We start from the raw sequence: 25682 nt of genomic DNA on the forward strand, positions 1-25682 counted from the left end.
TGCAAAAGGAACAAAAATAGAACATGATCTCATCAACGTTAGGTCAGGTCTGGAGAATGAAATGTTCTATATCGCTCGTGACTTTGCAGCTTTTGGTTCGCTTGTTTGCTTCTGCACGACACTTGCCGTTTGGGGTGAAGTACTTTTCTCCGCAGGTTGAGGCCGGTAACTGAGCGCTGCTGTGCGCTTTGTCGAAGAATATCAGGATTGCGGACGGTGGTGTCCGGCTGAGGTTTGGGCCTTTCGCCAATAGAAAGAACAACGGTAACAACCGGGTTGATGGCTCGACAGAGCCCTCGCAAAGCGTTTCACTTGTGTGCTGATTCTGAACGGGCGTGCGAGTGCATCAATGACGAATTCCGAAACCTCAACTGGTGGCGCCAAAGCGGGTGTTGGAGCAGCTTCAGGCCCTGGGTTTGTACATTTGAGGGTTCATTCCGCATTGTCCCTTCTTGAAGGGGCTCTGCCCATCAAGAAGCTTTTGGATCTTGCAAAGGCAGACGAACAGCCGGCAATGGCTGTTGCAGACACCAACAATCTCTTTGGCGCGCAGGAGTTCTCCTCGAAGGCATGGGGAGCCGGTATTCAGCCGATTACTGCCTGCCAATTGTCAATTGCATTTGAAGACGGGCTTGAGAGCGGTCGCCGCGGAGAGCCAGCCCTTGCGGATCTGGTTCTGATTGCAATGACGGAGACCGGATACGGCAATCTCATGGAATTGTCGTCGCGGGCCTTTCTGGATACGGAAACCGGATTGCGACCACATGTGTCGCTAGAGTACCTCCTTTCAAAGTCTGAGGATGTCATTGCCCTCACAGGCGGTGCTTATGGTCCGATTGGAGCCGCGCTTCTCGCGGGTCGCAAGGATTTGGCAAAATCGCGTTTGCGGCAGATCTCAGACGGCTTTCCCGGACGCTGTTATGTCGAGTTGCAGCGGCATGGCATGGATGTCGAGCGCAAGACCGAAGATGCGTTTCTGGATCTAGCCTACGAGCTGGATTTGCCTCTGGTCGCAACAAACGAAGCTTTTTTCCCGAAGCGCGAAGATTATGAAGCGCACGATGCGCTGATCTGCATATCCGAAGGGCGCGTGCTTATTGAGGATGACCGCAGACGCCTGACACCTGAACACTATTTCAAAAGCCGCGCAGAAATGTGCGCACTGTTTGCCGATCTGCCTGAAGCGCTCTCATCGACCGTTGAAATTGCTCGTCGTTGCAGTTTCCGGCCGATGAAACGGGACCCGATCCTACCGCGATTTGCCGGTGCGGATGCTGACCCGGAAGAAGCAGAACATGCAGAAGCGGAAGAGCTCAAAAAGCAGGCTCGGGAAGGACTGCAGGCACGGCTTGATGCTCACGGTCTTGCTCCGGGTCTTGAGGAGAAGGACTATTGGGACCGGCTCGATTATGAGACCGGTATCATCGAACGTATGAAGTTTCCCGGCTATTTCCTTATCGTTGCCGACTTCATCAAATGGGCCAAAGGCAATGACATTCCCGTTGGGCCGGGTCGTGGGTCAGGAGCTGGGTCGCTCGTTGCCTGGTCGTTGACGATCACCGATCTCGATCCGATGCGCTTTTCGCTGCTCTTTGAACGGTTCCTCAATCCGGAACGTGTTTCGATGCCGGACTTTGACATCGACTTTTGCCAGACGCGCCGTGAAGAGGTCATCCGCTACGTTCAGGAAAAGTATGGCCGCAAGCAAGTGGCTCAGATCATCACCTTTGGTTCGCTGCAGGCGCGTGCGGTCTTGCGGGACGTCGGCAGGGTGCTGCAGATGCCATACGGTCAGGTAGACAGGCTCTGTAAGCTTGTGCCTGCCAACCCGGCCAACCCGGTAACGCTCGCCCAAGCGATCGAGGATGAACCACGCCTTCGCGAAGCAGCAAAGGAGGAGGAGATTGTCGAGCGCTTGCTTGGCATGGCGCAGAAGCTTGAAGGGCTTTACCGCCATGCCTCAACGCATGCGGCTGGTGTGGTGATTGGCGACAGACCCCTTGAAAAGCTGGTGCCGCTTTATCGTGATCCGCGTTCCGATATGCCGGTTGCTCAGTTCAACATGAAAATGGTTGAAGATGCCGGTCTCGTAAAATTCGATTTCCTGGGTCTGAAAACACTTACTGTCATCGACACTGCGGTGGAGTTGATTGAGCGTCGTGGGGTCAATGTCGATGTCGCCGGTTTGCCTATCGACGACATCAAGACCTATGAAATGCTCGCCCGAGGCGAAACCTTCGGTGTGTTCCAGCTGGAAAGTCAGGGCATGCGCCGCGCAATCGCCGGTATGAAGCCAGACCGATTTGAAGACATTATTGCGCTGGTGGCGCTTTACCGGCCGGGACCGATGGAGAACATTCCGGTCTACAACGCGGTGAAACACGGCGAGCAAGACCCGGACTGCTTGCATCCGTTGCTAGAACCGATCCTGATGGAAACCAATGGCATCATCGTCTACCAAGAGCAGGTGATGCAGATTGCACAGGTGCTTTCCGGGTACTCGCTCGGCGAAGCGGACCTTCTGCGGCGGGCAATGGGCAAGAAAATTGCTGCCGAAATGGAGGTTCAGCGTGCGCGTTTTGTCGATGGTGCTGTCGAACGTGGCATCAACAAGTCACAGGCCGGAACAATATTCGATCTGGTGGCGAAGTTCGCGAACTACGGATTTAACAAATCCCACGCTGCGGCCTATGCGCTGGTCTCCTATCATACAGCCTGGTTGAAGGCGAACCATCCCGTCGAGTTCATGGCGGCTTCCATGACACTTGACATGGGCAACACCGACAAGCTCGGAGACTTCCGCCAGGAAGCGCGCCGCATGGGTATCGAAATTGTGCAGCCGTCCATTAACCGCTCACAAGTCTTTTTCGATGTTGCCGATGGCAAAATCCTCTATGCGATGGGTGCGATCAAGGGCGTCGGCGAGCAAGCTGTTGAACACATTGTGGAGGCGCGTGGCGACGCGCCGTTCAAGAGTGTCGGCGATTTTGCCAGACGAATTTCACCGCGAGCACTCAACAAACGGACACTGGAAAACCTGGTTGCCGCTGGTGCTTTCGATGAGTTGGAGCCGAACCGGGCAAAGGTTTTCGAAGGGCTGGATCGAGTCATGGGCTTGGCGCAACGAACGGAGGAAAACAAGACGCTCGGCCAGGATGAACTGTTCGGCGCCAGCGACAGCGAAGAGCCGTTGCAACTGGACGAAGTGCATGGATGGACCAACGAGGAAAAGCTTCAGCGGGAGCACTCCGCCATTGGGTTCTACCTTTCAGCACACCCGATCGACGAATACGCACCAATCCTTGAGAAAATGAGGGTTCAGCCTTGGACGCAATTTGCTGAAGCAGTCAAGAAAGGCGCCTCGGCGGGAAGACTTGCAGGGACGGTCGTCTCAATGCAGGAGCGTAAAACCAAGACCGGCACACGCATGGGGATCGCGCGCTTGTCAGATGCGACAGGTCAATACGAAGCCTTGCTGTTCAGGGAAAAGCTGGAACAATTCCGCGATGTCCTTCAATCCGGCAGATCCGTTGTGGTTCTGGTTGGCGCAGACATGCGTGACGATGAACCTTCGTTGCGGGTTGAACAGGTTGATCCGATCGACAAGGTGGCCGCACGTCTTCAAAAAAGCATGCGTGTCTTTGTTCGTGACGAACGTCCGATCCGAAGCCTTGCCAATCAACTGAAGGTCCGCGGGGAAGGGGACGTGACAGTCATCGTGCTTCTGGAAAACGGGGCACGTGAAGTGGAAGTCAAACTTCCCGGAAGGTTCAGATTGTCCCCGGAAATCGCAGGCGCGCTTAAGGCTGTTCCAGGTGTAATGGACGTACAGATGGCGTGATCGCGACGCTTGAAACAATTGGACAGTCTGGGCGAAACCGTTGAACACCAGTCTGTGCTCTAGTCGATTTCCACACTTTCGATCAATTTCGGAATTTGGTCGGCTGCGAGGTCGACAAAGGCCCTTACAGCAGGGCGCATCAGTCGCTGGGGCTGATAGACCAGATGCACCGGGACGTGGCGCGCAAACCAATCAGGAGCCACTCTGGAGAGTTGGTTGGTTCGAAGAGCTGGCGCTGCAATCAATTCAGGCAAAACGACGATGACATCACTCGCCAAAGCAGCCTCTAGTAACAACCACGGGTTCATACAAATGAGGCGTGGTTTTACGGCGAAGGATCGGCTTTCGCCATCGGCGGAACGAAGTTGCAGTGTGGGTTCGGGTTTCATGCCTCTGTGAAGGAGCGCCACGGGCAAGTCGCTGAGATCTTTCAGGTCTAGATCCGGTGCTCCACTACGCCGATAGAGTCCTGCACGTACTGTTCCGAGATTTCTAGCAACAAGCGTATCGTCAACAATCGGTCCGACCCGTATTGCAGCATCATAGCCTTCTTCCGCCAGGTTTATATGACCGTCGGCGAGGTCAATATGAAGGTCGCAGGCCGGGAATTGGGCAAGGAATTTACTGACAATCGGGCTCAGAAGAGCTTGTCCGAAGATCGTTGGCGTTGTGATCCTGATAGTGCCGACGGGAGCATCGCGCATAGACGACAATGACGTTTCTACTGCCTCTACTTCCGAGATCATTCTCTGTGCGTGATTTACAGCCAATGACCCGGCTTCCGTTGGGCATACGGATCGTGTGGTTCGGTCAAAAAGACGCAAACCGGCCCTGTCTTCCATGCGCATAACGCGGCGGCTTACCGTAGCCGGCGGTATGCCGAGCGCTTTGGCGGCTTCTGCAAAACTCAATCGGTTATGCAGCTCGACCAGTATCCGCGCGTCAATAAGGTCTTCGATTATCATTCCATTTTCATCACTATTGAGATGCATTTGTTGCTGCTAGTCGCATTGATGCAATTGTCTATATCGCGTTTTGAGCTCGGGCCTCAACGCGCAATGCGCTGTTTGCCTGGCTCTGTCTCAACCGAAGTGTGGCCAACTTTCTGGCCTTTCACACTTCAAAACGCAGGAATTAGTGAATGACCCTTCCAACATCCGAGCTCACCCCTGACAATTGCGTTTTCCTCATGATCGATCATCAGGTCGGGCTCATGCAGTTTCTGTCCTCGATTGACCCAATGCTGCTCAAGAACAACATTCTTGGTCATGCGAAAACAGCCAAGGCAATGAACATTCCTGTTGTAATGGGAACGAGTTGGCCACAGGGCCCGAATGGCCCGACCATGCCTGAGTTAAAGGCGTTGTTTCCGGAGGTTGACGTGATAGACCGGCCATTTGTCAATTTCTGGAACGATGAGGCCTCACGGGAAGCCGTCCGTGCAACTGGGCGGAAGAAATTGGTCATCTCCGGACTTGCAACGGAGGTTTGCGCCGCATTCCCAGCAATCGCAGCCTTGCGCGAGGGGTATGAGACTTACGTGGTGATGGACGCAAGTGCTGACTTCAACCCCTTCATACAGCAGGTCACGATGACCCGACTGGCGGCGGCTGGTGCGATTGTGACAACGTGGGTTTCCGTTCTTGCTGAACTATCGGCCAACACGCAAGTGAACGGGCAGCATATCGGGCGGTTGCTCAGCGAGCATATGGGTCAATATCAAGCCGCCATGAACAATTTCCTTGGAACGGCTGCAAATGCGACTGAAGTCCGCGAAGGTGTCGGGCTTACCGGCAATCCACCGATCCCAATGGCGCTGTAACACCAGATCTGACGCCGCCGAGGCACGAGTTTTATAAAATTGTCTCGGCGGCAGTCTTTTTAGAAACGGTCCTTCCGGTTCAGCCGATCTCAAACGGTCCAGATTTTTGTTGAAACTGTTGGGTCTCATGCGCAACAGCACAGTTTCGCGTCAGGGATCAATAAGGTCTATTGCTCAAACGGTTCTACGCGTTTGATACGCCAAACGTTGTCGGATCCGAGCAATTGTTTGAAATCGTCAGCCTCCAACTGCGAAAAAGTGGAATAGGTTTCCATGACCGCTTCAATTGACGAGACTTCTTGAACAAAACGGGTTCGTTTGAAACTTCCCGGGTAAGCTTTTTCGCCAATTTGGTCGAGGAAGTCTTCGGAAAAAACATAGGCTCCATCGAAATCAACCGAGGCAAGGATTGCCCCGTTAAACTCTGCGTGTCCAAGGACTGCGTCTTTGAAGGTTGACCCGCTCAGATCCGCTCCGCTGAAGTCTGTTCCCATGAGCGTTGCCCGGTTGAAGTTTGCAGCTGTGAGCCGAGCGTTTTCGAACCAGACGAATTGCAGGAATGCGTCGGTGAGATCAATACCGCTCAGGCGGGAAGACAGAATTTCAGAAGTTGAAACGACTGGGGGAAGAGCAAGTTCCGGCAGCAGCGAAGAAAACCGCGCGGATTCAATGCGTGCTTCGCGCAAGATCGCGTTTTCAAGATTTGCTCCCTGAAAATCAACTTCTGTGAAATGGCTCCTTGCGAGATCGGCATACGCCATCTTGCCATTTTGAAAACTGAAGGGACCAAAGAAGAAATCGCGTAATGCGGCGTGCGAAAGATCAAGTCCATAAAAGTTCAGGAATTCGAATGACCTGATACCAGAGCGCACAAGCGTGTCCAGCAGCTGACCACGTTCGGGGCTGTAACTGCGCGCAACCAAAGCTCGTGCTTCGGGAGCGTCTTGCCAGTTCCCTAAGCGGGCCATACGCGCAAACGATTTCGGGAGTTCTTCACGCCGCCGCTGCATGGCGTCCTTTATCGCGCTTTGTACGCTGCCGAAGTCGTCTCCAGCGTCCAGATATCTGTATGGCTTGGAGGCTTGCGAAGATGCGACGATGCGCATGATGAGGCTTTGATTGAGATCCTTCGCCGGATCAACAATCGGTATCTTGTCAGCGGCAACATCACCCGTTGAAGCGTTTGCGCTTTCCGGCTGTGCCGCAACCTTGTCCATCACGTCGCCAAGCAGAGCGGCAATCCGGGTGATTTCTACGGCAATCGCTGCGTTTCGGGCAGCTTCTGCAAGCTCGACTTGCTGGTTCAGCAGTGCTGTCTGTTCCTCAATGCGAACATTCTGACTGGCAATCAATTCATTTTGTCTGAAAAGGAGCGCCGTGCCGGCGAGGGCTGCCAACGAAGCAATCAGACCAGTCAGCGAAGCGATGATCCACCGGCGGGCCGTGATCCAGCTATATCTGGCCAGTGTCAACTGGACCAGTTCGCGGGCCGCATGAGTTGCGCCTTCAGGATCTCTGTCAATGGCTTTCTGGGTAACGCGGGACAAGGGTTCGGCAAACATGTCGAGCCGAGATTCCGCAATGCCGAACAAGCTTGCCATCAACTTGCCGCGGAACACGTAAAGGCCAAGACCCGTCAGAACAATCAGGGTCACGAGAACAACGAATCCGGCTAGCACGTGCGTGAAATAGACTTCAAACAGGTCAAAGCCCGAAAAGGCCAGAAAGAAACCGGCAGCGATTCCGAACAGAAAAAACAAGATGCCGAAACTGAAGGAATGGGTCTTTCGGTTCAGACGTTCTGTTTCGGTCGCCGCCATTCCTGCTGTGTCTTCATTTTCATCCATGGGCGTACTCCGGAACGGTCCAGATGAGGCAGAAAAGCGCTTGGCTTGCTAATCATTCAGAGCGATTAGCTCGCAGGCCAAATGATTTCGACACGAATACCTCCCGGCTCAAGGCACATCATATGCATGCGCGGTCCGCCTGAAAGCAACTCCGGCTCGAATTCGATGTCAACGCCGGGCCAATTGCGAATTTTGTCAGCAAGGTCAAACAGACTTTCCCTAGTCGGCACTTCGAAGGCAACGTGATGCAAGCCGATATTGGATTTGCGATCAAATGAAATCACGCGTTTGGAAGTATCTGCCTGCCAAAGTGTCAAGCGGCATGTGCCGTCAGAAACAGTAGTGCGTGGATAGCTGTCGTCTTTGGCCAGCAGTGACCAACCGAGTGCTTCCGTGAAAAACTCGGTCGTGTTGGTGAGGTCCAGAACCGTCAGGCCCAGATGGTTTATGCCTTGCGTTGTCAAGAGAACCCTTCCACTCGTCAGATTGGTTCAAAAATCTTGTTAAAATAGCTCTTTTGCAGGTCAAGGTTTGCGACCTGGGTTCGTAATCTATCCAAGTGCTTGGTCAGGTCGAGTTTGAAATTGCACAATCATTGCCTTGAAGCCAAAGAAATCCGGTGCTTAGGCCTTGAAATAAAATTTCTTCCCAACTATAAGGCGCCCATTCCACACGCAAGGGGCGGAAACCGAGCTTATCGGTGTCCATCCGGTGGTTGAGGGAAAGTTTCCTTCGGCCCAAACCCTCTTGCGGAGGTTAAACCGGAAAACTCAGGAGTTTAAGGGCCATGTCTTTGCCCGATTTCACCATGCGCCAGCTGCTTGAAGCAGGTGTGCACTTTGGTCACCAGAAACACCGTTGGAACCCGCGCATGGGTCAGTACATCTTTGGTGTGCGCAACGATGTTCACATCATGGATCTGTCTCAGACCGTTCCGCTTCTCCACCAGGCTCTGAAAGCTGTGTCTGACACAGTTGCTGGCGGCGGCCGTGTTCTGATTGTCGGCACCAAGCGCCAGGCACAGGAAGCAGTTGCTTCTTCTGCGCGCAATTCCGCACAGTACTTCGTGAATGCACGTTGGCTCGGCGGTATGCTGACCAACTGGAAAACGATTTCTCAGTCCATTCAGCGCCTGCGCAAGCTGGAAGAAACACTTTCTTCCGACGCCGCAAACGCTTTGACTAAGAAAGAACGTTTGTTCATGGACCGCGAGCGCGAGAAGCTTGAGCGGAACCTTGGCGGTATCAAGGATATGGGCGGTATCCCGGATCTGATTTTCGTAATCGATACCAACCGCGAGTCCATTGCCATCCAGGAAGCTCGTCGTCTGGGTATTCCGGTTGCCGCGATCCTCGATTCCAATTCCAGCCCGGATGGTATCACCTATCCGGTGCCGGGCAACGACGATGCAGGTCGTGCGATTTCGCTTTATTGCGATCTGATCGCCCGCGCAGCTATCGACGGTATCTCCCGTGCACAGGGTGCTTCCGGTATGGATATCGGCGAAGCCGAAGAAGCTCCGGTTGAGGAAGTTCTTGCAGCTGAAGAAGCTCCAGCTGAGGCCGCACCAGCGGAAGAAGCTCCGGCTGAAACCGCACCGGCAGAAGAAGCAGCTGCAACTGAAAAGGCTGCTGCTGAAGCTTAAACAGCGTTTCGCCGCGGGTTATCGCGGCGAAAACTTGTTGAATTCGCAAGACGGTCCGCAATTTTTTGCGGTTCCGTCATAAAGGCGCGGCTGGCCATCGGCTAAACCGCATCTTATCTGAAACCCCCATCCACGAGGCAATCGATGAGCATTACCGCTGCGATGGTAAAAGAGCTCCGTGAGAAATCCGGCGCTGGCATGATGGACTGCAAGACCGCTCTGACTGAATCAGGCGGTGACATGGAAGCGGCTGTTGACTGGCTTCGCACCAAGGGTCTGGCCAAGGCGGCCAAGAAGGCCGGCCGTGTGGCCGCTGAAGGCTTGGTCGGCGTTGCTGCTGACGGCAACAAGGCAGCAGTGATCGAACTGAACTCCGAAACCGACTTTGTCGCCCGCAACGAAGGCTTCCAGGAGCTAGTCTCCAAGGTCGCCAAGGTTGCAATCGGCACAGACGGTTCGGTCGAAGCACTTGGTGCTGCGGATCTTGACGGTAAATCTGTTGCAGATTCCGTTACTGATGCGATTGCGACGATCGGTGAGAACATGACTTTGCGTCGTTCAGCTGTTCTGAGCGTGAACGAAGGCACGGTGTCCACTTATGTGCATGGCCAGGTTGCTGAAGGTCTGGGCAAGATCGGTGTTCTTGTTGCGCTGGAATCTTCCGGTGACAAGGCAAAGCTGAATGCACTTGGCCGCCAGATTGCCATGCATGTCGCTGCAACAAGTCCGCTGGCTTTGAGCACGGACGAGCTGGACCAGGCTGTTGTCGAGCGCGAAAGAACGGTTTTCTCCGAGCAGGCGCGTGAATCGGGCAAGCCTGAAAACATCATTGAAAAAATGGTGGAAGGCCGTTTGCGCAAATTCTACGAGGAAGTTACCCTCGTGAAACAAGCCTTCGTCATCAACCCGGATCAAACGGTTGAGCAGGCTGTTGAGGCGCTTGCAAAAGAACTCGGCACCGACGTCAAGCTTTCCGGCTTCGTCCGCTTCGCACTCGGCGAAGGGATCGAGAAAGAAGAGCAAGACTTTGCCGCAGAGGTGGCGGCAGCCACCGGGCAGTAAGCTCAAGGAAAAGCGCCGGCAAGACCGGCGCTTTTTTTTTAGGAAGACAATTTTCTAGACGGGGGCACCCATGACGAATTCTTTGCGTTGGAAACGGATCCTTCTGAAACTCTCCGGTGAAGCGCTTATGGGCTCCCAGGCTTTTGGAATTGACCCGGCCATTGTGCAAAGGATCGCCAAGGAAATTGCTGATGCGGTGGCTCTCGGGGCACAGGTTGGTGTTGTTGTTGGTGGCGGAAACATCTTCCGCGGTGTCGCGGTTGCCGCAAAGGGTGGAAACCGTGTAACGGGTGACCACATGGGCATGCTTGCAACGATCATGAACAGCCTGACCCTGGCCGATGCCCTGCGCCGCCTAAAAGTGAACGCGCGTGTTCTGTCGGCTGTTGCTGTTCCATCCATCTGCGAGACGTTTTCCCAGCGTGTGGCGGATCGTTACATGGAAGATGGCGATGTCATTGTGTTTGCCGGCGGCACGGGCAACCCGTTTTTTACCACCGACAGTGGCGCCGCACTGCGAGCTGCGGAAATGAAATGCGACGCCTTCCTGAAGGGGACGCAGGTTGATGGTGTCTATTCGGAAGATCCCAAGGTCAATCCTGAAGCGGAGCGTTATGAAACGCTTGGCTACGAAGAGGTCATTTCGCGCAATCTGAAGGTTATGGATACGACTGCGATCGCGCTAGCACGCGACAATTCCATTCCAGTGATCGTATTTTCCATTCACTCACCTGGGGCACTGGTCAGCGTGCTTCAGGAGACCGGCACCTACACAGTCGTGGGTGACTGAAAGATTTAATCTCTTTCCCGAGCCAAGCTCTTGTGTTTCAGCGCGTTTATGCCATGTTGACGCGCGCCGAGACTCTATTCAGCCAAGATGAAAACAATAGTGAGGACAAAATGTCGGTAGAAGGTGTCGATCTGGATGATTTGAAGCGCCGCATGCAAGGAGCTCTTTCGGTGCTGAAGACCGAATTCGCTGGCCTTAGAACCGGCCGCGCATCTGCTTCCATGATGGACCCGATCTCCGTTGACGCCTATGGCCAGGCGATGCCGCTCAACCAGGTCGCAACCGTTTCCGTGCCGGAACCGCGCATGGTCGCAGTTCAGGTCTGGGACAAGAGCATGGTTGCCGCTGTTGAAAAGGCAATTCGTGAATCGAACCTTGGGCTCAATCCTGTTGTCGACGGCCAGTTGCTGCGTTTGCCAATTCCCGAGCTCAATCAGGAGCGACGCCAGGAACTGATCAAGGTCGCACACAAATACGCTGAAAATGCCAAGGTGGCGATCCGCCATGTGCGCCGGGACGGTATGGACGACGCGAAAAAAGCTGAAAAAGACGGCGAAATCTCTCAAGATGACAGCCGCGCAGCATCGGATGAAGTGCAAAAGCTGACCGATACGATGATCGGTGAAGTGGATGCGATGCTTGAAAAGAAAGAACAGGAAATCTCTCAGGTCTGATTGGCCTGACCTGTGAGGTGAGGACTCCCATGAGCGTCAGTCCGGACCATACTCCGCACACTGTTTCAGCGGATGGTGCCAGCGGAAATCTGCCTCGCCATGTTGCGTTCATCATGGACGGCAACGGGCGATGGGCGACTGCGAGAAGCCTGCCTCGAACCGAAGGACACAGGCAGGGTCTGGAAACCTTGCGCAGCGTTATTCGTCACTCGGGACGGGTCGGCATCGAAGTGGTGACGATCTACAGTTTTTCTTCAGAAAACTGGAGTCGGCCCGAGGCAGAAGTGTCTTTCCTGATGGGACTGCTACGCCGTTTTGTTCAGCGGGATTTGAGCGAGTTGCACAAGTCCAACGTTCGCATACGCATCATTGGCAATCGTGCGGATCTCGAGCCAGGCATTCTTGCACTTTTGAATGAGGCAGAGGACCTGACGAAAGAAAACACCGGTCTCAATCTGGTGGTTGCCTTCAATTATGGATCCAGAGCGGAAATCGTCAGGGCTGCACAGAGCCTTGCCGAAAAAGTTGCCAAAGGAGAGCTTCAGGCGGGTGACATTTCGGAGACCGCTCTGACGGAGGCTATGGACACCGCAGGCTTGCCGGATCCCGATCTCATTATTCGAACCAGCGGCGAAATGCGTCTTTCTAATTTTCTTCTTTGGCAGGCCGCCTATTCTGAATTTTATTTTTGTGACAAGAATTGGCCAGAGTTCTCGGAAGCCGATTTCGACAAAGCTCTTGCCTGCTTTGGCAGCCGCCAACGCCGCTATGGCGGACTTGACGCCAAGGCGTCGCTGTGACGTCTGGCGTGCAACATGGCAAATCCTGAAACCTCCGGGAAAAAACTCTCCGATCTTGGGCTTAGACTGGCATCGGCACTTGTTCTTGGACCGCTTGTTCTCTTCATTACCTATTTGGGGGGCATCGCCTTTTTTGCCCTGATGTTGCTCGCGGCCACGCTGTTTTTGTGGGAGTGGTTTTCGATCACAGGTGCAAAGCATCGTTCGGTGCCTGCGTTGATCGGTTTTGCAAGCCTGACTGGATTGTCGGTTCTGGTGTATTTCGATCTGGCGACCACAGGGCTGGGGCTGATTTTGATCGCAGCGCTGGTTGTTTTTGGCGCGAACGGTTTTTCAAAAGATGGCAGGTGGGCTGGGGAGGGCGTGCTTTATAGTGGCCTGTCCCTGTTTTCGCTTCTCGTCCTTCGTGAAGGAACCGTTGGTCTTCTGTTCGCGTTTTTCCTGCTTTTCGTAGTTTGGGCGACAGATATCTTTGCCTATTTCACAGGAAGAGCTCTTGGTGGACCCAAGTTGTGGCAGAGGGTTTCACCTAAGAAAACATGGTCGGGCGCAATTGGCGGTCTGGTGTTCGCCTGCCTTTTTGGGGTCGGCGTTGTCCATTGGGCCGGTGAGAGTGACCTTGTGCTCTGGTGCCTTTTGGCAGCCATGCTTTCCGTGGTTTCGCAAGCAGGCGACCTGCTTGAATCTGCGATCAAAAGACGGTTTGACGTGAAAGATTCCAGTCGGCTCATCCCTGGGCATGGTGGCATCATGGACCGCATCGATGGATTGGTTGCGGCAGCGATCTTTGCCGTAATCGCGGGACTGGTTAGCGGAGGTACGCTCGCGGACCCAATTTCGGGATTTGGATTTGGTTGAGCGTGAGGAACTAGATGTCGGCCAATACTGAAGCAGCAAAAAGTGCTGCGCCGATCCGTATTATTGTCCTGGGCGCGACAGGATCAGTCGGTCAAAGTCTTGCGGATATTATCGAGAGAAACCCGACGCAGTTTGAGGTCGTGGCTCTGGTGGCCAACCGCAACGCGGCCGCGTTGAGCGATTTGGCAAAGCGGCTCAATGCGCGCTCTGCGGTTCTTGCCGATGGCCGCAAATATGATGCTCTGGTCGAGGCGTTGCATGGCAGTGGCATCGATGCCTCTGCAGGATCTGAGGCAGTTTTGGAAGCGGTTGACCGCCCAGCTGACCTAGTGGTCGGTGCGGTCGTTGGTGCAGCCGGACTTGAGCCAACAATGGCGGCAATCAAACCGGGACGCAGGATTGCGCTTGCAAACAAGGAATGCCTTGTCTGTGCTGGCGATCTCTTCATGGCCCGTATTCGGGAAAACAACGCTGAGCTGCTCCCTGTCGACAGCGAACACAATGCCATCTTTCAGGTTTTTGAAACCGCGCAGGTCGATCTGATCGAAAAGGTCATTTTGACGGCATCGGGTGGTCCATTCAGGACCTTTTCGATGGAAGAGATGAAAACCGTAACGCCGGCTCAAGCGTTGAAGCACCCAAATTGGGAAATGGGTGCCCGCATTACAATTGACAGTGCAACCATGATGAACAAAGGGTTTGAAGTTATTGAAGCTTCGCATCTTTTTCCGGTTCAGTACGAGCAGTTGGGTGTGTTGGTACACCCGCAGTCGGCCGTACACGGGCTTGTTCAGTACAAGGATGGGTCGCTTCTTGCTCAGCTTGGTAGCCCGGACATGCGCACACCTATCGCCCATTGTCTTGCCTATCCAAAACGGATGGACGTTCCGGTAAAAAGGCTCGACCTTGCTGCTCTTGGAACACTGAGTTTTGAAGAGCCGGATTTGGAGAGATTTCCTGCCCTGCGCTTGGCGCTTGAAGCAATGAAGGCCGGAGGCGGTGCACCGGCAGCTTTGAATGCGGCCGATGAAGTTGCGGTGGAAGCATTCATGTTGGGGCAAATCGGATTTCTTGATATTCCTGCTGCTATTGAAGCTGTTCTTGAAAAGTTGAACGCAGAGGGAGCCCTGACGTCTGCATCTTGCGTTCAAGATGTGCTTCTGTTGGATGACGCTGCCCGGAAACGGACGAGAGAATGGGTCGACGCCCGGAGTAACTAGGCCAAAACTGGCTCAATCATAGCTGCGGAAAATTTTCTTCGACCATTAACACGCCGTAATTTTCCTTTTAGTACAGTGCACTGACGCATTTGCAGCCGTGCAGGATCGGAACCCTTGATGGACTTACTTTTTTCCGCGTATTCACTCTTGGTCGGAACGATCATTCCCTTCTTGTTTGTGCTGACTGTTGTGGTGTTCTTTCACGAACTCGGCCACTTCGCAGTTGCCCGCTGGTGCAACGTCAAGGTTGACGCGTTTTCTGTTGGCTTCGGACGGGAGATTTTTGGCCGAACCGACCAAAAGGGTACCAGATGGAAGCTCTGCATGATCCCTCTGGGTGGCTATGTGAAGTTTGCAGGCGATGAAAATGCCGCAAGCGTTCCAAATCGTGAACTGATTGCACAATTGAGTGAGGAAGAGCGAAAAACGGCGTTCATAGCAAAGCCTGTGTGGCAGCGGGCCGCAATTGTTGCCGCTGGTCCGATTGCCAATTTCATTCTTGCCATCGTTATCTTCGGGGCTCTGTTCATGGCGATCGGCAAACAGGGGACACAGCCCTTGATCGAAGAAGTTTTTCCGGATCGGGCTGCAGCGCGTGCCGGGCTTCAGGCCGGCGATATGATCACTGAAATCGATGGCCGAAAAATCGAGACTTTCGGAGAATTGCGCCAGATCGTGCTCATGAACGCCAATACTCCTCTGGTCTTTGAAGTCGATCGTTACGGCAAACCGGTCACGTTAACGGTCACGCCTGATGCACGGGAGAAAGAAGTCTTCTTCGGTGAACGTCAGGTGGCGGGCGATATAGGCCTGCGAGGCACCGCAAACCCGGAATATTTGGTGCGGATCAAGTACAGTCCGTTGGGTGCTATCGCGGAGGGTACGCGTGAAACCTACCGGATCATGGAAGGTACAGTCAGTTACATCTGGGGCGTCATCACGCAGCGCCAGTCTGCCGATCAGCTTGGCGGACCAATCCGAGTGGCTCAGATTTCCGGACAGGTTGCCGATCTTGGTATCTTGCCCTTGATCTCACTTACCGCGGTTCTCTCCGTCAGCATCGGGCTTATCAATCTGGCTCCGGTGCCAATTCTCGACGGTGGGCACCTGGTCTTTTACGCTGCGGAAGCCTTGCGCGGAAAGCCGCTGAGCGAAAGGGTTCAGGATGTGGGATTCAGAATCGGTTTAGGCTTGGTACTTATGCTGATGGTCTTCGTTACGTGGAAGGATATCATGCGGCTTGTAACCACCAATTCCTGATTGCCGTGACATTGACGCAACGTCTTCAGACTAAATCGCTTTCAGGCGGGAAGGGCTGTTGCGTTATCGGGAAAAACCTATAAAACGTTCGTCGGTTCCGAGAATCTACAGGGGTGATGTGGATTCCGGAAAGGGGTATTTAAAAAAAGGCATAGCGCAATAATGCAGCGATTGCAGAAACTTACACGGGCCGTTCTGTTTGCGGTTGCCGTACTGTCGATTGGGTCAGTTTTGCCGCAATCCACAGGGTTGAATTTGTTTGTTTCAGAAGCTCAGGCAGCGGTTGCCCGGAGCATCGACGTTCGGGGTAACACCCGCGTCGAGGACGAAACCGTTATCAGTTACATGACCATCGTTCCCGGGCGCAACTACAGCGCTTTCGATGTCGATGAGTCATTGAAGGCACTGTACGCGACTGGTTTGTTTGCCACCGTTGAGATCACCCCGCGTGGCAGCCTGGTTGTTGTAACCGTCACGGAAAACCCGATTATCAATCGTGTTTCCTTCGAGGGCAACCGGAAAATCAAGGACGATGCGCTGGCAACAGCCGTTCGTTCGCAGCCGCGTTCGATGCTTTCTCGCGCCAAGGTTCAGGCCGACGTGCAGAACATTCTGGAAGCCTATCGCCGCTCCGGTCGGTATGGCGCTTCCGTCGATCCTCAGATCATTGATCGTGGCCAGAACCGTGTTGATCTCGTGTTTGAAATCAACGAAGGCGCAAAGACCGGTGTTGAACGGATCAGTTTCATCGGAAACCAGTCTTTCAGCGACGGTCGCTTGCGTGATGTTATCAGGACCCGTGAAAGCGGTCTTCTGAGCTGGTTGCGCAGCACTGACACCTATGACCCTGACCGCCTCGCTGCGGACGAGGAGTTGCTGCGTCAGTACTACAACAAGAAGGGTTATGCTGACTTCCGGATCGTTTCGGTAAGTGCGGATCTGGACCGTGAGCAGAACATTTTCTATGTCACCTTTACGGTCGATGAGGGTGAGAAATACGAAATCGGCGATGTTGAAATCGTTTCGACGATTTCAGATGTCGACCCTGAAGAGCTGCGCCGTCTCGTTCGTACGCGCAGCGGTCAAACCTTCAATTCACTGCGTGTCGAGCAGACGGTTGAAGACATCACATTGCGTGTTTCCGAAGAAGGTTATGCCTTTGCTCGCGTTCGTCCGCGTGGTGCACGTGATTACGACAACAACACGATTTCGCTGATCTACTACATCGAAGAAGGTCCTCGTGCGTATGTTGAGCGTATCAACATCATCGGCAACGACCGGACGCGTGAGTTTGTCATCCGTCGCGAATTCGATATCGCAGAAGGTGATGCTTTCAATAGAGCTCTTGTCGACAAGGCAGAGCGCCGGTTGAAGAACCTCGGCTTCTTTGAGCGTGTGTCCATCACGACCCAACAGGGCAGTGCAGCCGATCGCGTGATCGTCAACGTCCGTGTTGAAGAAAAGCCGACGGGTGAGATCTCCTTCGGTGTCGGTTACTCTACAGTTGATGGCGTGGTTGGCGACATCTCGCTGACCGAGAAAAACTTCCTTGGCCGCGGTCAGTTTGTGAAGATCGCCGTAGGTGGTGGTACGGACACGCAGTCTTATGAGTTCCGTTTTGTCGAACCTTTCTTCATGGGTCGGCGTGTCGCACTGGATCTGGATCTTTACCGAAAAGTGGATGATGCCAACGACTACCGTTCCTTCGACCAGAAGAAGACCGGTGGTGGTTTTGGCTTTACGCTGCCACTGCGTGAAGAAGAGCTGACGGTTCGGCTGTTCTACAGTATCTTCCAGGAGAAGAACTCGGACCCGGACAACCAGTCGACCAACATCAACAACTGTAACACGGCTAATTTGTCGCTCGCTGTCTGTGACTCACTCGGTACCTACCTGACATCGCTGGTCGGCTACGAGTTGCGTTACAACACCCTGGACCGCCTTATTGATCCGACCGATGGTGTCTATGCTTCCTTTGGTCAGGAGTTCGCAGGTCTTGGTGGCGACAGCTACTACATCCGCACCGAAGCACAGGCTCGCGCCTACAAGGAAATCCTGGCTGACTACGGCCTGGTTGGTAGCCTTTCCATTCGTGGTGGTAACATCATGGCGATCGGCAGTGAGCGTCTGCGCGTTTCCGAACAGTTCATGCTCGGCGGCACGCTGGTTCGCGGCTTTGAGAACCAGGGTATCGGCCCACGCGATGCGACGACAGAAGACTCCATTGGTGGTCGCTTCTTCTTCGCAGCAACAGCCGAAACCAGGTTCCCGTTCCCGGTACTTCCGAAAGAGTTCGGCCTGTCCGGTGCAGTCTTTGCCGATGCAGGTTCGCTTTGGGATGCCGACAGCGATCTTGTGAATTTGGTTGAAAACAACGGTGGCCGGATCGACTCCAACGAGTTCTCGGTTCGCGCATCCGTCGGTGCGGGTATCCGCTGGCAGTCACCATTTGGCCCGCTCCGTGCCGACTTCGCTTATCCAATAGCGAAAGACGATGCGGATAAAACCCAGGTATTCCGCCTGAGTGGTGGTACGCGCTTCTAAATCGCGGTCAATTAGGTTAGATATCGGCCGCCGATCTTATCGGCGGCCGTTTTTTGTTGGCTGGCAACAAGGATAAGATGATGTCCGAGCCAAAGTTTTTCAGGGCTCCAGAACCCGTTTCGCTGGGTGATATCGCGACCTGGGCGAAGGCCGAAATTGAAGTGGGCAGTGAAACGCTCGAAGTCACCGGTGTCGCGCCACTTGAGGATGCCACGCCCGGAAGTTTGGTGTTTTTCGACAATACCGCTTATTTGAAGCAGCTGGAGACAACCAGCGCTGCCGCCTGTCTTGTTGGCAAGCGCCACAAGGGCAAGGTTCCGGAAGGCGTTGCTGTTCTTGTTTGCGCTGATCCCTATCGATCCTGGGCAATGGTGCTGGCAAAACTTTTTCCCGACGCGATGATTCCGGCCGACCGAACCAAGGTCTTCATCTCTGATCGCGCCTTTGTCGACCCGGAGGCATCTCTGGAAGATGGGGTCACCATAGAGCCAGGCGCCGTTATCGGTAAGGGTGTTGAAATAGGCTCTGGAACCGTGATCAGGGCCAACGCGGTCATTGGCAGCGACGTAAAAATTGGCCGAGACTGTGTGATAGGCCCGAATGCGACTGTCCAGCACTCTGTATTGGGAAATCGCGTTTATTTGCATCCCGGTGTGTGTTGCGGTCAGGATGGTTTCGGCTATGCCATGGGCCCGCAGGGGCATCTGAAGGTTCCTCAGGTGGGCCGTGTCATTATTCAAGATGATGTCGAAGTCGGTGCCTGTACGACGATAGATCGCGGTGCAAATCGCGACACAATGATCGGCGAAGGTACCAAAATCGACAATCAGGTACAGATTGGACACAACGTAGTGGTCGGGCGCCACTGCGTTCTTGTTTCCCAGGTTGGTCTGTCGGGGAGCTGCACACTGGAAGACTTCGTCGCAATTGGCGGTCAGACTGGTGTTCGTGGCCATGTAAGGATCGGCATGGGAGCTCAGGTTGCTGCGGTCAGCGTCGTTAGCGAAGATCTTGCGCCCGGTGGGCGGTATGGCGGAACACCTGCCAAACCCGTCAAACAATGGTTCCGCGAAGTGGCTGCTGTCAGAAAACTTGCAGAGCGCGGCAGTGGATCGTAAACGGTAAAATCATCAAGGACTTTGCGGCATTGAAGCGCCGAGGGGCTATTATGGAAAACGCGGAAAACAAAACACTTGTCAGCGCAGACATCATGAGGATCATGAAACTGCTGCCGCATCGTTATCCCTTTCTGCTGATTGACAAAATCGTCGATATGGACGGTGACAACAGCGGAACGGGTATCAAGAACGTTACCATCAACGAACCGCATTTCTCTGGTCATTTCCCAGAACGGCCGGTCTTTCCCGGTGTGCTTCTGATCGAAGCGATGGCACAAACGGCAGGAGCCCTGTGTGTACATGCACGCGGAGACGATGCGCCGCCGCAGCTGGTTTATTTCATGACGATCGACAAGGCCAAGTTTCGCAAGCCAGTCGAACCTGGTGATCAGGTCCATTTTCACGTGAAGAAAATCAAGCAGCGTTCGAACATCTGGAAATTCGATGCCGTGGCCATGGTCGACGGTAAAAAAGTGGCAGAAGCAGAAGTCAGTGCAATGCTGGTAGATGCGTGAGGATATATGACTGAGATTCATCCGACGGCTATCGTCGAAGACGGTGCCGTAATCGGCGAGGGTGTTCGTATCGGCCCTTATTCAACGGTTGGCCCGAACGTGAAACTTGCTGTAGGCGTGACACTCGAGTCGCACGTCGTTGTGACGGGGCATACGAGTGTTGGTCCGAACTCGCATATCTTCCCTTTTGCCAGCATCGGGCACAAGCCTCAGGATCTGAAATTTTCCGGTGAAGTTACCTATCTGGAAATAGGTGCCAACAACCAGATCCGCGAACACGCGACCATGAGCCCCGGTACGGAAGGTGGCGGTGGTGTCACGCGTGTCGGAAACAATTGCCTTTTCATGATGGGAACACACGTTGGGCACGACTGTTTGGTCGGCGATTACGCGATCCTGGCAAATAATGCCACCCTCGCGGGGCATGTGGAACTGGCGGATCACGTGATCCTGGGAGGGCTGAGCGCAATTCGGCAATGGTCACGGATCGGGACTGGCGCCATCGTTGGCGGCATGACGGGTGTCGAGTTTGATGTCATTCCATTCGGCTCTGTGATTGGTGATCGTGCCCGACTTGCGGGACTGAACCTCATTGGACTGAAGCGTAAGGGTTTTCCGCGCGAACAGATCCACGCGCTGAGGGCGGCTTATCGAGAGTTGTTTGAGAGCGACGAAGGGACGCTTCGCAGCCGGGCGGAGGCGCTTGCTGCAGGACAACCCGATCAGCCATTGGTCAAGGTCGTCACAGATTTCATCCTGGAAAAGGAAGATCGCCGGTTCTGTACACCGCGCAGCGATGACTGATCCAATGAGTGGAGGAGCCAACCAGCACGCAGCAAGATTGGCTCTGATTGCCGGGAACGGAAGCCTGCCTTGCCAGATAGCCGATGCGCTTCAAAAGGCAGGACGTGAGTTCCGAATTGTTGCCATCAAGGGCGAGGCCGACCAAAAAACTCGTGATCGCGCACAAGCTGAACTGGGCTGGGGCGAGATCGGACGTTTATACAAATTTCTCAAGTCCAATGGATGCAGAGAAATTCTGTTGATCGGAGGCGTTTCCAAGAGGCCGGACTTCACGTCAATTCTCGGCGATTTCGGAACCTTGAAGCGTTTGCCGACGATTATTCGTGCTCTTGCGGGTGGTGATGACAGCCTTTTGACAAAGGTTATCCGTCTGTTTGAAGTTGAGGGGTATCGCGTCGTGGGTATCAAAGATGTGGCACCACAGCTGCTTGCGGCGAGCGGTGTCCTCGGTAACCGGCAGCCAACAGATAGTGATTGGCGTGATCTAGAACTCGCGCTGACAGCCACGCGTAAACTTGGTGAACTGGATGTCGGACAGGCGGCGGTCGCTGTCGGTGGGCGCGTTGTGGCGCTTGAAGGCGCTGAGGGTACAGACGCAATGCTGGAGCGTTGTGCGGACTTGAAACGCAACGGTCGGATCAGAGGTCGTGGTCAGTCCGGAGTTCTGGTCAAATCTGCAAAACCCGGCCAGGATCTTCGTGTCGATCTGCCGACAGTTGGACCAAGAACGATCGAATTGGCCGCGGCTGCTGGCCTTTCCGGCATCGCTGTTGAGGCTGAAGGAGCGTTGATTGCGGAAAAGGATGACACGCTGAAAAAGGCGGATACCGAAGGTGTCTTCCTTGTTGGGTTCGATGGTGTCCAATGCGGCGAGATTCCCGATCCATGACAGGCACCATGCCAACCGTCTGCCTTGTTGCTGGTGAGGAGTCCGGCGATCAGCTCGGTTCAGAGCTGATGAAAGCGTTGAATGCCAAACTTGGAACGGGAGTGCGATACTGCGGCGTTGGCGGTGAACGCATGACGTCGCTTGGATTGACCAGCTTTTTCAATATGAGCGACGTGTCGGTGATGGGGTTGACGGCGGTCCTGGCGCGTCTGCCGTTGATCGTGAAAAGGGTCTATCAGACTGTCGATGCCGTGATTGCAGCAGATCCCGATGTTCTGGTGATCATCGATAGCCCTGAATTCACTCACAGTGTTGCCAAGCGCGTGAGAAAACGTGCCCCTCATATCCCGATAGTTGGTTATGTTTCGCCTTCTGTGTGGGCCTGGCGGCCCGGACGGGCCAAGAAAATGAGCGTTTATGTGGATGAACTCCTCGCGCTCTTGCCGTTTGAACCTGAAGCTCACGAGAAGTTGGGCGGACCGACTACACACTATGTTGGCCATCCATTGAGCGAAAATGCCAATGAGCTTCGCCCTTCAGATGGTGAGCGTGAAGATCTCGATCGGCCGGGCAGGGTGTTGCTGGTGCTTCCCGGAAGCCGTGGCAGCGAAATAGACAGGTTGCTGCAAGACTTTGGCAAGACGGCTGCCCTGGTAAAGCAGGAATTTCCCGATCTGAAGATTGTTCTTCCGGCAGTTTCTCATTTGGAAGAAAGGATCCGGGAAGGCGTTGCTGATTGGCCGGTCAAACCTGAGATCGTGACAGGACTTGACGCGAAGAAGGCCGCATTCCGAAAAGGACATGCGGCACTGGCTGCTTCTGGCACGGTCTCGCTTGAGCTTGCACTTGCAGGCGTACCTATGGTGGTTGCCTACAAAGTTGACTGGTTCTTCAGGCGCCTCAAGGACCTCAACCGAATTTTCAAATTCTCAAGTGTTGATTCCTTCGTGTTGCCAAATATCATTTTAAAGAAAAAGGCCATTCCAGAGTTTCTGGATGATGAGGTTCAGCCACGCGTCTTGGCACAGCATTTGTGTGTGCTTTTGCGAGACGGAGAGGACCGTAAGGCTCAGATCGCCGATCTTGCGCGTCTGGACGATGCAATGCGTCTTCCTGAAGGGTATAGCCAAAGCGCTGCGGCGGCTGATGTCGTTGTCAGTGCAATGAGAACGTGACTGACTGGTTTGCGACCGCCCGCCTGATTTTCAAACAAAAAGAGACCCGGGCAAATAGCCCGGGCTGTTGTTGAGGCTGGCTCTTGCTGCAGAACCTCGTTGGGTCAGGCGTTGGCGACGTTGTCGAGGAAATGTCCGACTTCCTGCTTCAGGACATCGGTCTTGTTGGACAGCTCACTCGATGCACCGAGAACGAGATTTGCATTCTGACTCGTTTGCGCAACTGCCTGTGACAGATCGGACATGTTTGTCTTTACTGAACCCGTACCTTCGGCTGCCCGCTGAACGTTGACCGAAATCTCGTTGGTGGCAGCGCCTTGCTGTTCGACTGCGGTGGCGATTGTGGACGTGTATTCATTGACCTCGTCCATGGTTTCCGTAATTTCAGCGATTGCAGTTACGGCGTCTTTGGTGGCGTTCTGAATTTCGGAAATCTGCGAGCTGATTTCCTCAGTCGCCTTTGAGGTCTGTGTTGCGAGTTCTTTCACCTCTGCTGCGACAACCGCAAATCCCTTTCCGGCCTCTCCAGCACGTGCAGCTTCAATGGTTGCATTGAGTGCGAGCAGATTGGTCTGCTCAGCGATTGCCTGGATGAGGCTGACAACTTCACCGATCTTGGTTGCTGCTGTAGACAGTCCCTGAACCTTTTCATTTGTTATCTGGGTGCCTTCTGTCGCCCGGTTGACGACCTCGGTCGTCTGATTGACCTGGCGGGAGATTTCCGAAATCGAAGCTGCGAGTTCTTCAGCGGCGCTGGCAACCGTTTGCACATTCTGAGTTGCTTCATCGGTCACGCCGTAGGTGCTGTCGGCAAGACTGGAGTTTTGGCCTGCAATCGAACTGAGATCTTGCGCTGTGCCGTCAAGCGTCTGCGCGGTATCAGCAACGGATCCGAGCACTTCCGTCGCTTTATCCCGAAACCCGGAAATAAGCTCTTCAACCCGAGCTTGCCGTTCTGCGCGAAGGTGCTGCTCCTGTTCTGTCTCCGACTGCAATCGGACACGCTCTACGGCATTGTCACGGAAGACCTGCAATGTACGTGTCATATCGCCAATTTCGTCGCCACGTGCGGTGCCGTCGATTTCGACATCCGTGTCGCCTTCCGCAAGTCTGGACATGGTCATGGTGGTACGACGAAGTGGCCTTGTGACCGCGAAATTCAACGCGACCGCCATGCCAACTCCAGCAAGAACCGCTGCCAGAAGCGCCAAACTGATTACGCCCAAGGCGCTCGTGCTGGATGCTTGTGCCGCAGCGCTCTGATCCGCTGAAATCGTTGAAATCTGCGTTTGAACGGTGTGCGAGTGTTCTTTCAACGTTGCGATCTGATCGGCGAGTTGAAACTGGTTCATCGCCAACTCGGTGAAGCTTGCCCCGAAGGTCTCCACTGACGTTTTGACAACCGGGATCTGGTCAGCGATTGACGGGAAGTCCTTGGCGCTTTTTTCAAGGCGCGAGGCGAGCTTGGTCAGTCCGGCAATTCCATCGGTTACCGATGCTTGAGTGGTCTCATTTGGCGTCAGCAGGAAATAGAAAGCCGCTGCCTTGACTGCGTTGGCATCTGCCTCAATTTGCATGACGGTGTCGGCAACACTGTCGGCTACGTAAAAGCGCTTGTTGATTTCGTCCGCCTGGGCATAAACGTTGTCGATCGCAACATTTGCTTGCGTTCGGATTTCCTTCACACTCGCGACAAGCTGTCCAAAACCCTCTTTGGCGGCATCCGTCAGGTCAAATATCTTTATGTAGTCCTTGGTTTCGGAGAGTTCCCCAAGTGTTTGCTTGATCTCTTCGGTTCTGGCAGCAAGGTCCTGAAACTTGGAAGGGTCAACGCCGTCAAAACTGTTGGCTGCCATTTCCTTGGCCGTTGGGACCATTGCAGAGACCCGCTCTGAAATCTCTGCCAGTTGTTTGGCGTTGTTGGCAGCTGCATTGAACAGGTTCTGCAAAGTCAGTGCTTCTTCCTGAAAGCCTGCTGCGGCCTGGCCAACCTTGTTCGCCAAAACCAGTGTCTTGCGGGCGTTGCTTTCGTCCATACTGACGCCGTCACGTGCCATCAGCGCCTTGCCGAGGATCTGTGACGCTGTCTTTTCAAGATGTTCAACAGCACCGTCCAGTTGGGACTGCTTTTCACCCTGGGTTTGGGTCAGCCCGACCACCTTTTCAAAGGCGTCCTTAAACTTTGTCACCGCGGATGCGGCTTCCGCCACGGGAATCTGGGCCTGCGGGTCGCCCTTCAATTGCCCCTCGAGGATCTGCAAATTCTCGCTGAGCGCTCCAATATCAAGAAGCGTTGCTTCTGCCGATTGAATATCCTGGGTGGACAGAAAATTCTCGCGTTTTGAAGCAAGGTTTTGAAGTTGTGCAATTGTGGATGTTGATTGTTTGGCAACTTCCATCCTTTCGGAGAGGGTCATCACACTATATGCGCCCACACCGCCCACAATCCCGGTCAGTGCAATAACTGCGGCAAAACTGCCGCCAACTTTGATGCCAAATTTAAGATCGGAAGCGAATTTAAGGAAATGCATTTCAACCCCTTGAAGTCCCCAGCGCGAATTGCGCAAACTTACTTTCAAGAAAGCTATTCAGTGTTTCCTTATTATTTGTAAATGGGAATAAATAACCGAAAATACTACCTTTAGTATAAATAATTACTATTTGAATTACAATATTCAATTCTACTAATAAATTAGTATAAGAAAATTCCCCTGAAACAACTGGCTTCTGTTTTCTGATTTTGAATTGAGAAGGAATATCGCTTGAGTATCGGCCGTGAAAATCTGCCGATTGAAATTTTTACTTGTCACAACATTCT

At 53.9% G+C, this 25682-nt stretch carries 20 protein-coding genes; 16 read left to right on the forward strand and 4 right to left on the reverse strand.

The genetic code is table 11. The features are described from left to right. The first annotated feature begins 349 nt into the window (after nucleotides 1–349). Nucleotides 350–3841: a DNA polymerase III subunit alpha gene (gene dnaE, locus K1718_RS14485; protein WP_265681968.1), complete on the forward strand. Its 3492-nt coding sequence runs from the start codon at nucleotides 350–352 to the stop codon at nucleotides 3839–3841. A gap of 59 nt (nucleotides 3842–3900) precedes the next feature. Here the strand turns inward: dnaE and K1718_RS14490 are convergent, their stop codons facing one another. Further along, entirely contained in the window at nucleotides 3901–4833 is a 933-nt protein-coding gene (locus K1718_RS14490; protein WP_285806015.1) for a LysR family transcriptional regulator, read from the reverse strand. A gap of 149 nt (nucleotides 4834–4982) precedes the next feature. On the opposite strand from K1718_RS14490, the gene K1718_RS14495 reads away from it, so the two are divergent. Beyond that, entirely contained in the window at nucleotides 4983–5663 is a 681-nt protein-coding gene (locus K1718_RS14495; RefSeq protein ID WP_265681965.1) for an isochorismatase family protein, read from the forward strand. 167 nt (nucleotides 5664–5830) lie between these two features. Here the strand turns inward: K1718_RS14495 and K1718_RS14500 are convergent, their stop codons facing one another. Both K1718_RS14500 and K1718_RS14505 read right to left on the reverse strand, forming a co-directional pair. Continuing rightward, complete coding sequence (locus K1718_RS14500; protein ID WP_265681964.1) at nucleotides 5831–7510, reverse strand: pentapeptide repeat-containing protein; 1680 nt, start codon at nucleotides 7508–7510, stop codon at nucleotides 5831–5833. Between the two features lie 65 nt (nucleotides 7511–7575). Then, nucleotides 7576–7974: a VOC family protein gene (locus tag K1718_RS14505; protein WP_265681963.1), complete on the reverse strand. Its 399-nt coding sequence runs from the start codon at nucleotides 7972–7974 to the stop codon at nucleotides 7576–7578. Nucleotides 7975–8297: 323 nt separating this feature from the next. Between K1718_RS14505 and rpsB the strand changes: the two genes are divergently transcribed. The 14 genes from rpsB (at nucleotide 8298) to lpxB (ending at nucleotide 22864) form a co-directional block, all read left to right on the forward strand. Next, the gene (rpsB, locus tag K1718_RS14510) at nucleotides 8298–9155 is read left to right on the forward strand and encodes a 30S ribosomal protein S2 (RefSeq protein ID WP_152501601.1); all 858 of its coding nucleotides are present in this window, start codon (nucleotides 8298–8300) and stop codon (nucleotides 9153–9155) included. 144 nt (nucleotides 9156–9299) lie between these two features. Then, complete coding sequence (gene tsf / locus K1718_RS14515) at nucleotides 9300–10217, forward strand: translation elongation factor Ts (RefSeq protein ID WP_152501602.1); 918 nt, start codon at nucleotides 9300–9302, stop codon at nucleotides 10215–10217. Between the two features lie 70 nt (nucleotides 10218–10287). After that, nucleotides 10288–11007 (forward strand): UMP kinase, encoded by a 720-nt coding sequence (gene pyrH, locus K1718_RS14520; RefSeq protein ID WP_265681959.1) that lies wholly within the window; start codon nucleotides 10288–10290, stop codon nucleotides 11005–11007. 110 nt (nucleotides 11008–11117) lie between these two features. Next, nucleotides 11118–11681 (forward strand): ribosome recycling factor, encoded by a 564-nt coding sequence (gene frr, locus K1718_RS14525; protein WP_152501604.1) that lies wholly within the window; start codon nucleotides 11118–11120, stop codon nucleotides 11679–11681. Nucleotides 11682–11794: 113 nt separating this feature from the next. Beyond that, complete coding sequence (locus tag K1718_RS14530; RefSeq protein WP_371419587.1) at nucleotides 11795–12481, forward strand: isoprenyl transferase; 687 nt, start codon at nucleotides 11795–11797, stop codon at nucleotides 12479–12481. A gap of 15 nt (nucleotides 12482–12496) precedes the next feature. Beyond that, nucleotides 12497–13339, forward strand: coding sequence for a phosphatidate cytidylyltransferase (locus K1718_RS14535; RefSeq protein ID WP_265681955.1), 843 nt, complete (start codon nucleotides 12497–12499; stop codon nucleotides 13337–13339). A gap of 14 nt (nucleotides 13340–13353) precedes the next feature. After that, nucleotides 13354–14559 carry a 1-deoxy-D-xylulose-5-phosphate reductoisomerase gene (gene dxr / locus K1718_RS14540; protein ID WP_265681953.1) on the forward strand — a complete coding sequence of 402 codons (1206 nt, stop codon included), beginning with the start codon at nucleotides 13354–13356 and terminating at the stop codon, nucleotides 14557–14559. Nucleotides 14560–14676: 117 nt separating this feature from the next. Beyond that, nucleotides 14677–15819: an RIP metalloprotease RseP gene (gene rseP, locus K1718_RS14545; protein ID WP_152501608.1), complete on the forward strand. Its 1143-nt coding sequence runs from the start codon at nucleotides 14677–14679 to the stop codon at nucleotides 15817–15819. A 162-nt stretch (nucleotides 15820–15981) separates the two neighbouring features. Further along, a complete protein-coding gene (gene bamA / locus K1718_RS14550; protein WP_265681950.1) occupies nucleotides 15982–18363 on the forward strand; it encodes an outer membrane protein assembly factor BamA in 2382 nt (793 codons plus the stop codon). Between the two features lie 80 nt (nucleotides 18364–18443). Next, nucleotides 18444–19481 carry a UDP-3-O-(3-hydroxymyristoyl)glucosamine N-acyltransferase gene (lpxD, locus tag K1718_RS14555; RefSeq protein WP_265681948.1) on the forward strand — a complete coding sequence of 346 codons (1038 nt, stop codon included), beginning with the start codon at nucleotides 18444–18446 and terminating at the stop codon, nucleotides 19479–19481. Nucleotides 19482–19531: 50 nt separating this feature from the next. Further along, nucleotides 19532–19996, forward strand: a complete 465-nt coding sequence (gene fabZ / locus K1718_RS14560) for a 3-hydroxyacyl-ACP dehydratase FabZ (RefSeq protein ID WP_152501611.1) — start codon at nucleotides 19532–19534, stop codon at nucleotides 19994–19996. Nucleotides 19997–20002: 6 nt separating this feature from the next. Next, nucleotides 20003–20800, forward strand: coding sequence for an acyl-ACP--UDP-N-acetylglucosamine O-acyltransferase (gene lpxA / locus K1718_RS14565; protein ID WP_265681945.1), 798 nt, complete (start codon nucleotides 20003–20005; stop codon nucleotides 20798–20800). Nucleotides 20801–20804: 4 nt separating this feature from the next. Continuing rightward, nucleotides 20805–21689 carry an LpxI family protein gene (locus tag K1718_RS14570; protein ID WP_152501613.1) on the forward strand — a complete coding sequence of 295 codons (885 nt, stop codon included), beginning with the start codon at nucleotides 20805–20807 and terminating at the stop codon, nucleotides 21687–21689. Further along, nucleotides 21686–22864, forward strand: coding sequence for a lipid-A-disaccharide synthase (gene lpxB / locus K1718_RS14575; protein WP_265681942.1), 1179 nt, complete (start codon nucleotides 21686–21688; stop codon nucleotides 22862–22864). The genes K1718_RS14570 and lpxB overlap by 4 nt, the downstream gene beginning before the upstream one ends. Before the next feature lie 104 nt (nucleotides 22865–22968). Here the strand turns inward: lpxB and K1718_RS14580 are convergent, their stop codons facing one another. Further along, complete coding sequence (locus K1718_RS14580) at nucleotides 22969–25395, reverse strand: methyl-accepting chemotaxis protein (protein WP_265681940.1); 2427 nt, start codon at nucleotides 25393–25395, stop codon at nucleotides 22969–22971. Between the last annotated feature and the right edge of the window lie 287 nt (nucleotides 25396–25682).

It is taken from the genome of Roseibium porphyridii, assembly GCF_026191725.2.
Lineage (GTDB): Bacteria > Pseudomonadota > Alphaproteobacteria > Rhizobiales > Stappiaceae > Roseibium > Roseibium porphyridii.

Coding starts and splice junctions, on each gene's coding strand:
- dnaE (WP_265681968.1), top strand. CDS start 350: ATGACGAATTCCGAAACCTCAACTGGTGGCGCCAAAGCGGGTGTTGGA.
- K1718_RS14490 (WP_285806015.1), bottom strand. CDS start 4,833: ATGCATCTCAATAGTGATGAAAATGGAATGATAATCGAAGACCTTATT.
- K1718_RS14495 (WP_265681965.1), top strand. CDS start 4,983: ATGACCCTTCCAACATCCGAGCTCACCCCTGACAATTGCGTTTTCCTC.
- K1718_RS14500 (WP_265681964.1), bottom strand. CDS start 7,510: ATGGATGAAAATGAAGACACAGCAGGAATGGCGGCGACCGAAACAGAA.
- rpsB (WP_152501601.1), top strand. CDS start 8,298: ATGTCTTTGCCCGATTTCACCATGCGCCAGCTGCTTGAAGCAGGTGTG.
- tsf (WP_152501602.1), top strand. CDS start 9,300: ATGAGCATTACCGCTGCGATGGTAAAAGAGCTCCGTGAGAAATCCGGC.
- pyrH (WP_265681959.1), top strand. CDS start 10,288: ATGACGAATTCTTTGCGTTGGAAACGGATCCTTCTGAAACTCTCCGGT.
- frr (WP_152501604.1), top strand. CDS start 11,118: ATGTCGGTAGAAGGTGTCGATCTGGATGATTTGAAGCGCCGCATGCAA.
- K1718_RS14530 (WP_371419587.1), top strand. CDS start 11,795: ATGGACGGCAACGGGCGATGGGCGACTGCGAGAAGCCTGCCTCGAACC.
- K1718_RS14535 (WP_265681955.1), top strand. CDS start 12,497: ATGGCAAATCCTGAAACCTCCGGGAAAAAACTCTCCGATCTTGGGCTT.
- dxr (WP_265681953.1), top strand. CDS start 13,354: ATGTCGGCCAATACTGAAGCAGCAAAAAGTGCTGCGCCGATCCGTATT.
- rseP (WP_152501608.1), top strand. CDS start 14,677: ATGGACTTACTTTTTTCCGCGTATTCACTCTTGGTCGGAACGATCATT.
- bamA (WP_265681950.1), top strand. CDS start 15,982: ATGCAGCGATTGCAGAAACTTACACGGGCCGTTCTGTTTGCGGTTGCC.
- lpxD (WP_265681948.1), top strand. CDS start 18,444: ATGTCCGAGCCAAAGTTTTTCAGGGCTCCAGAACCCGTTTCGCTGGGT.
- fabZ (WP_152501611.1), top strand. CDS start 19,532: ATGGAAAACGCGGAAAACAAAACACTTGTCAGCGCAGACATCATGAGG.
- lpxA (WP_265681945.1), top strand. CDS start 20,003: ATGACTGAGATTCATCCGACGGCTATCGTCGAAGACGGTGCCGTAATC.
- K1718_RS14570 (WP_152501613.1), top strand. CDS start 20,805: ATGAGTGGAGGAGCCAACCAGCACGCAGCAAGATTGGCTCTGATTGCC.
- lpxB (WP_265681942.1), top strand. CDS start 21,686: ATGACAGGCACCATGCCAACCGTCTGCCTTGTTGCTGGTGAGGAGTCC.
- K1718_RS14580 (WP_265681940.1), bottom strand. CDS start 25,395: ATGCATTTCCTTAAATTCGCTTCCGATCTTAAATTTGGCATCAAAGTT.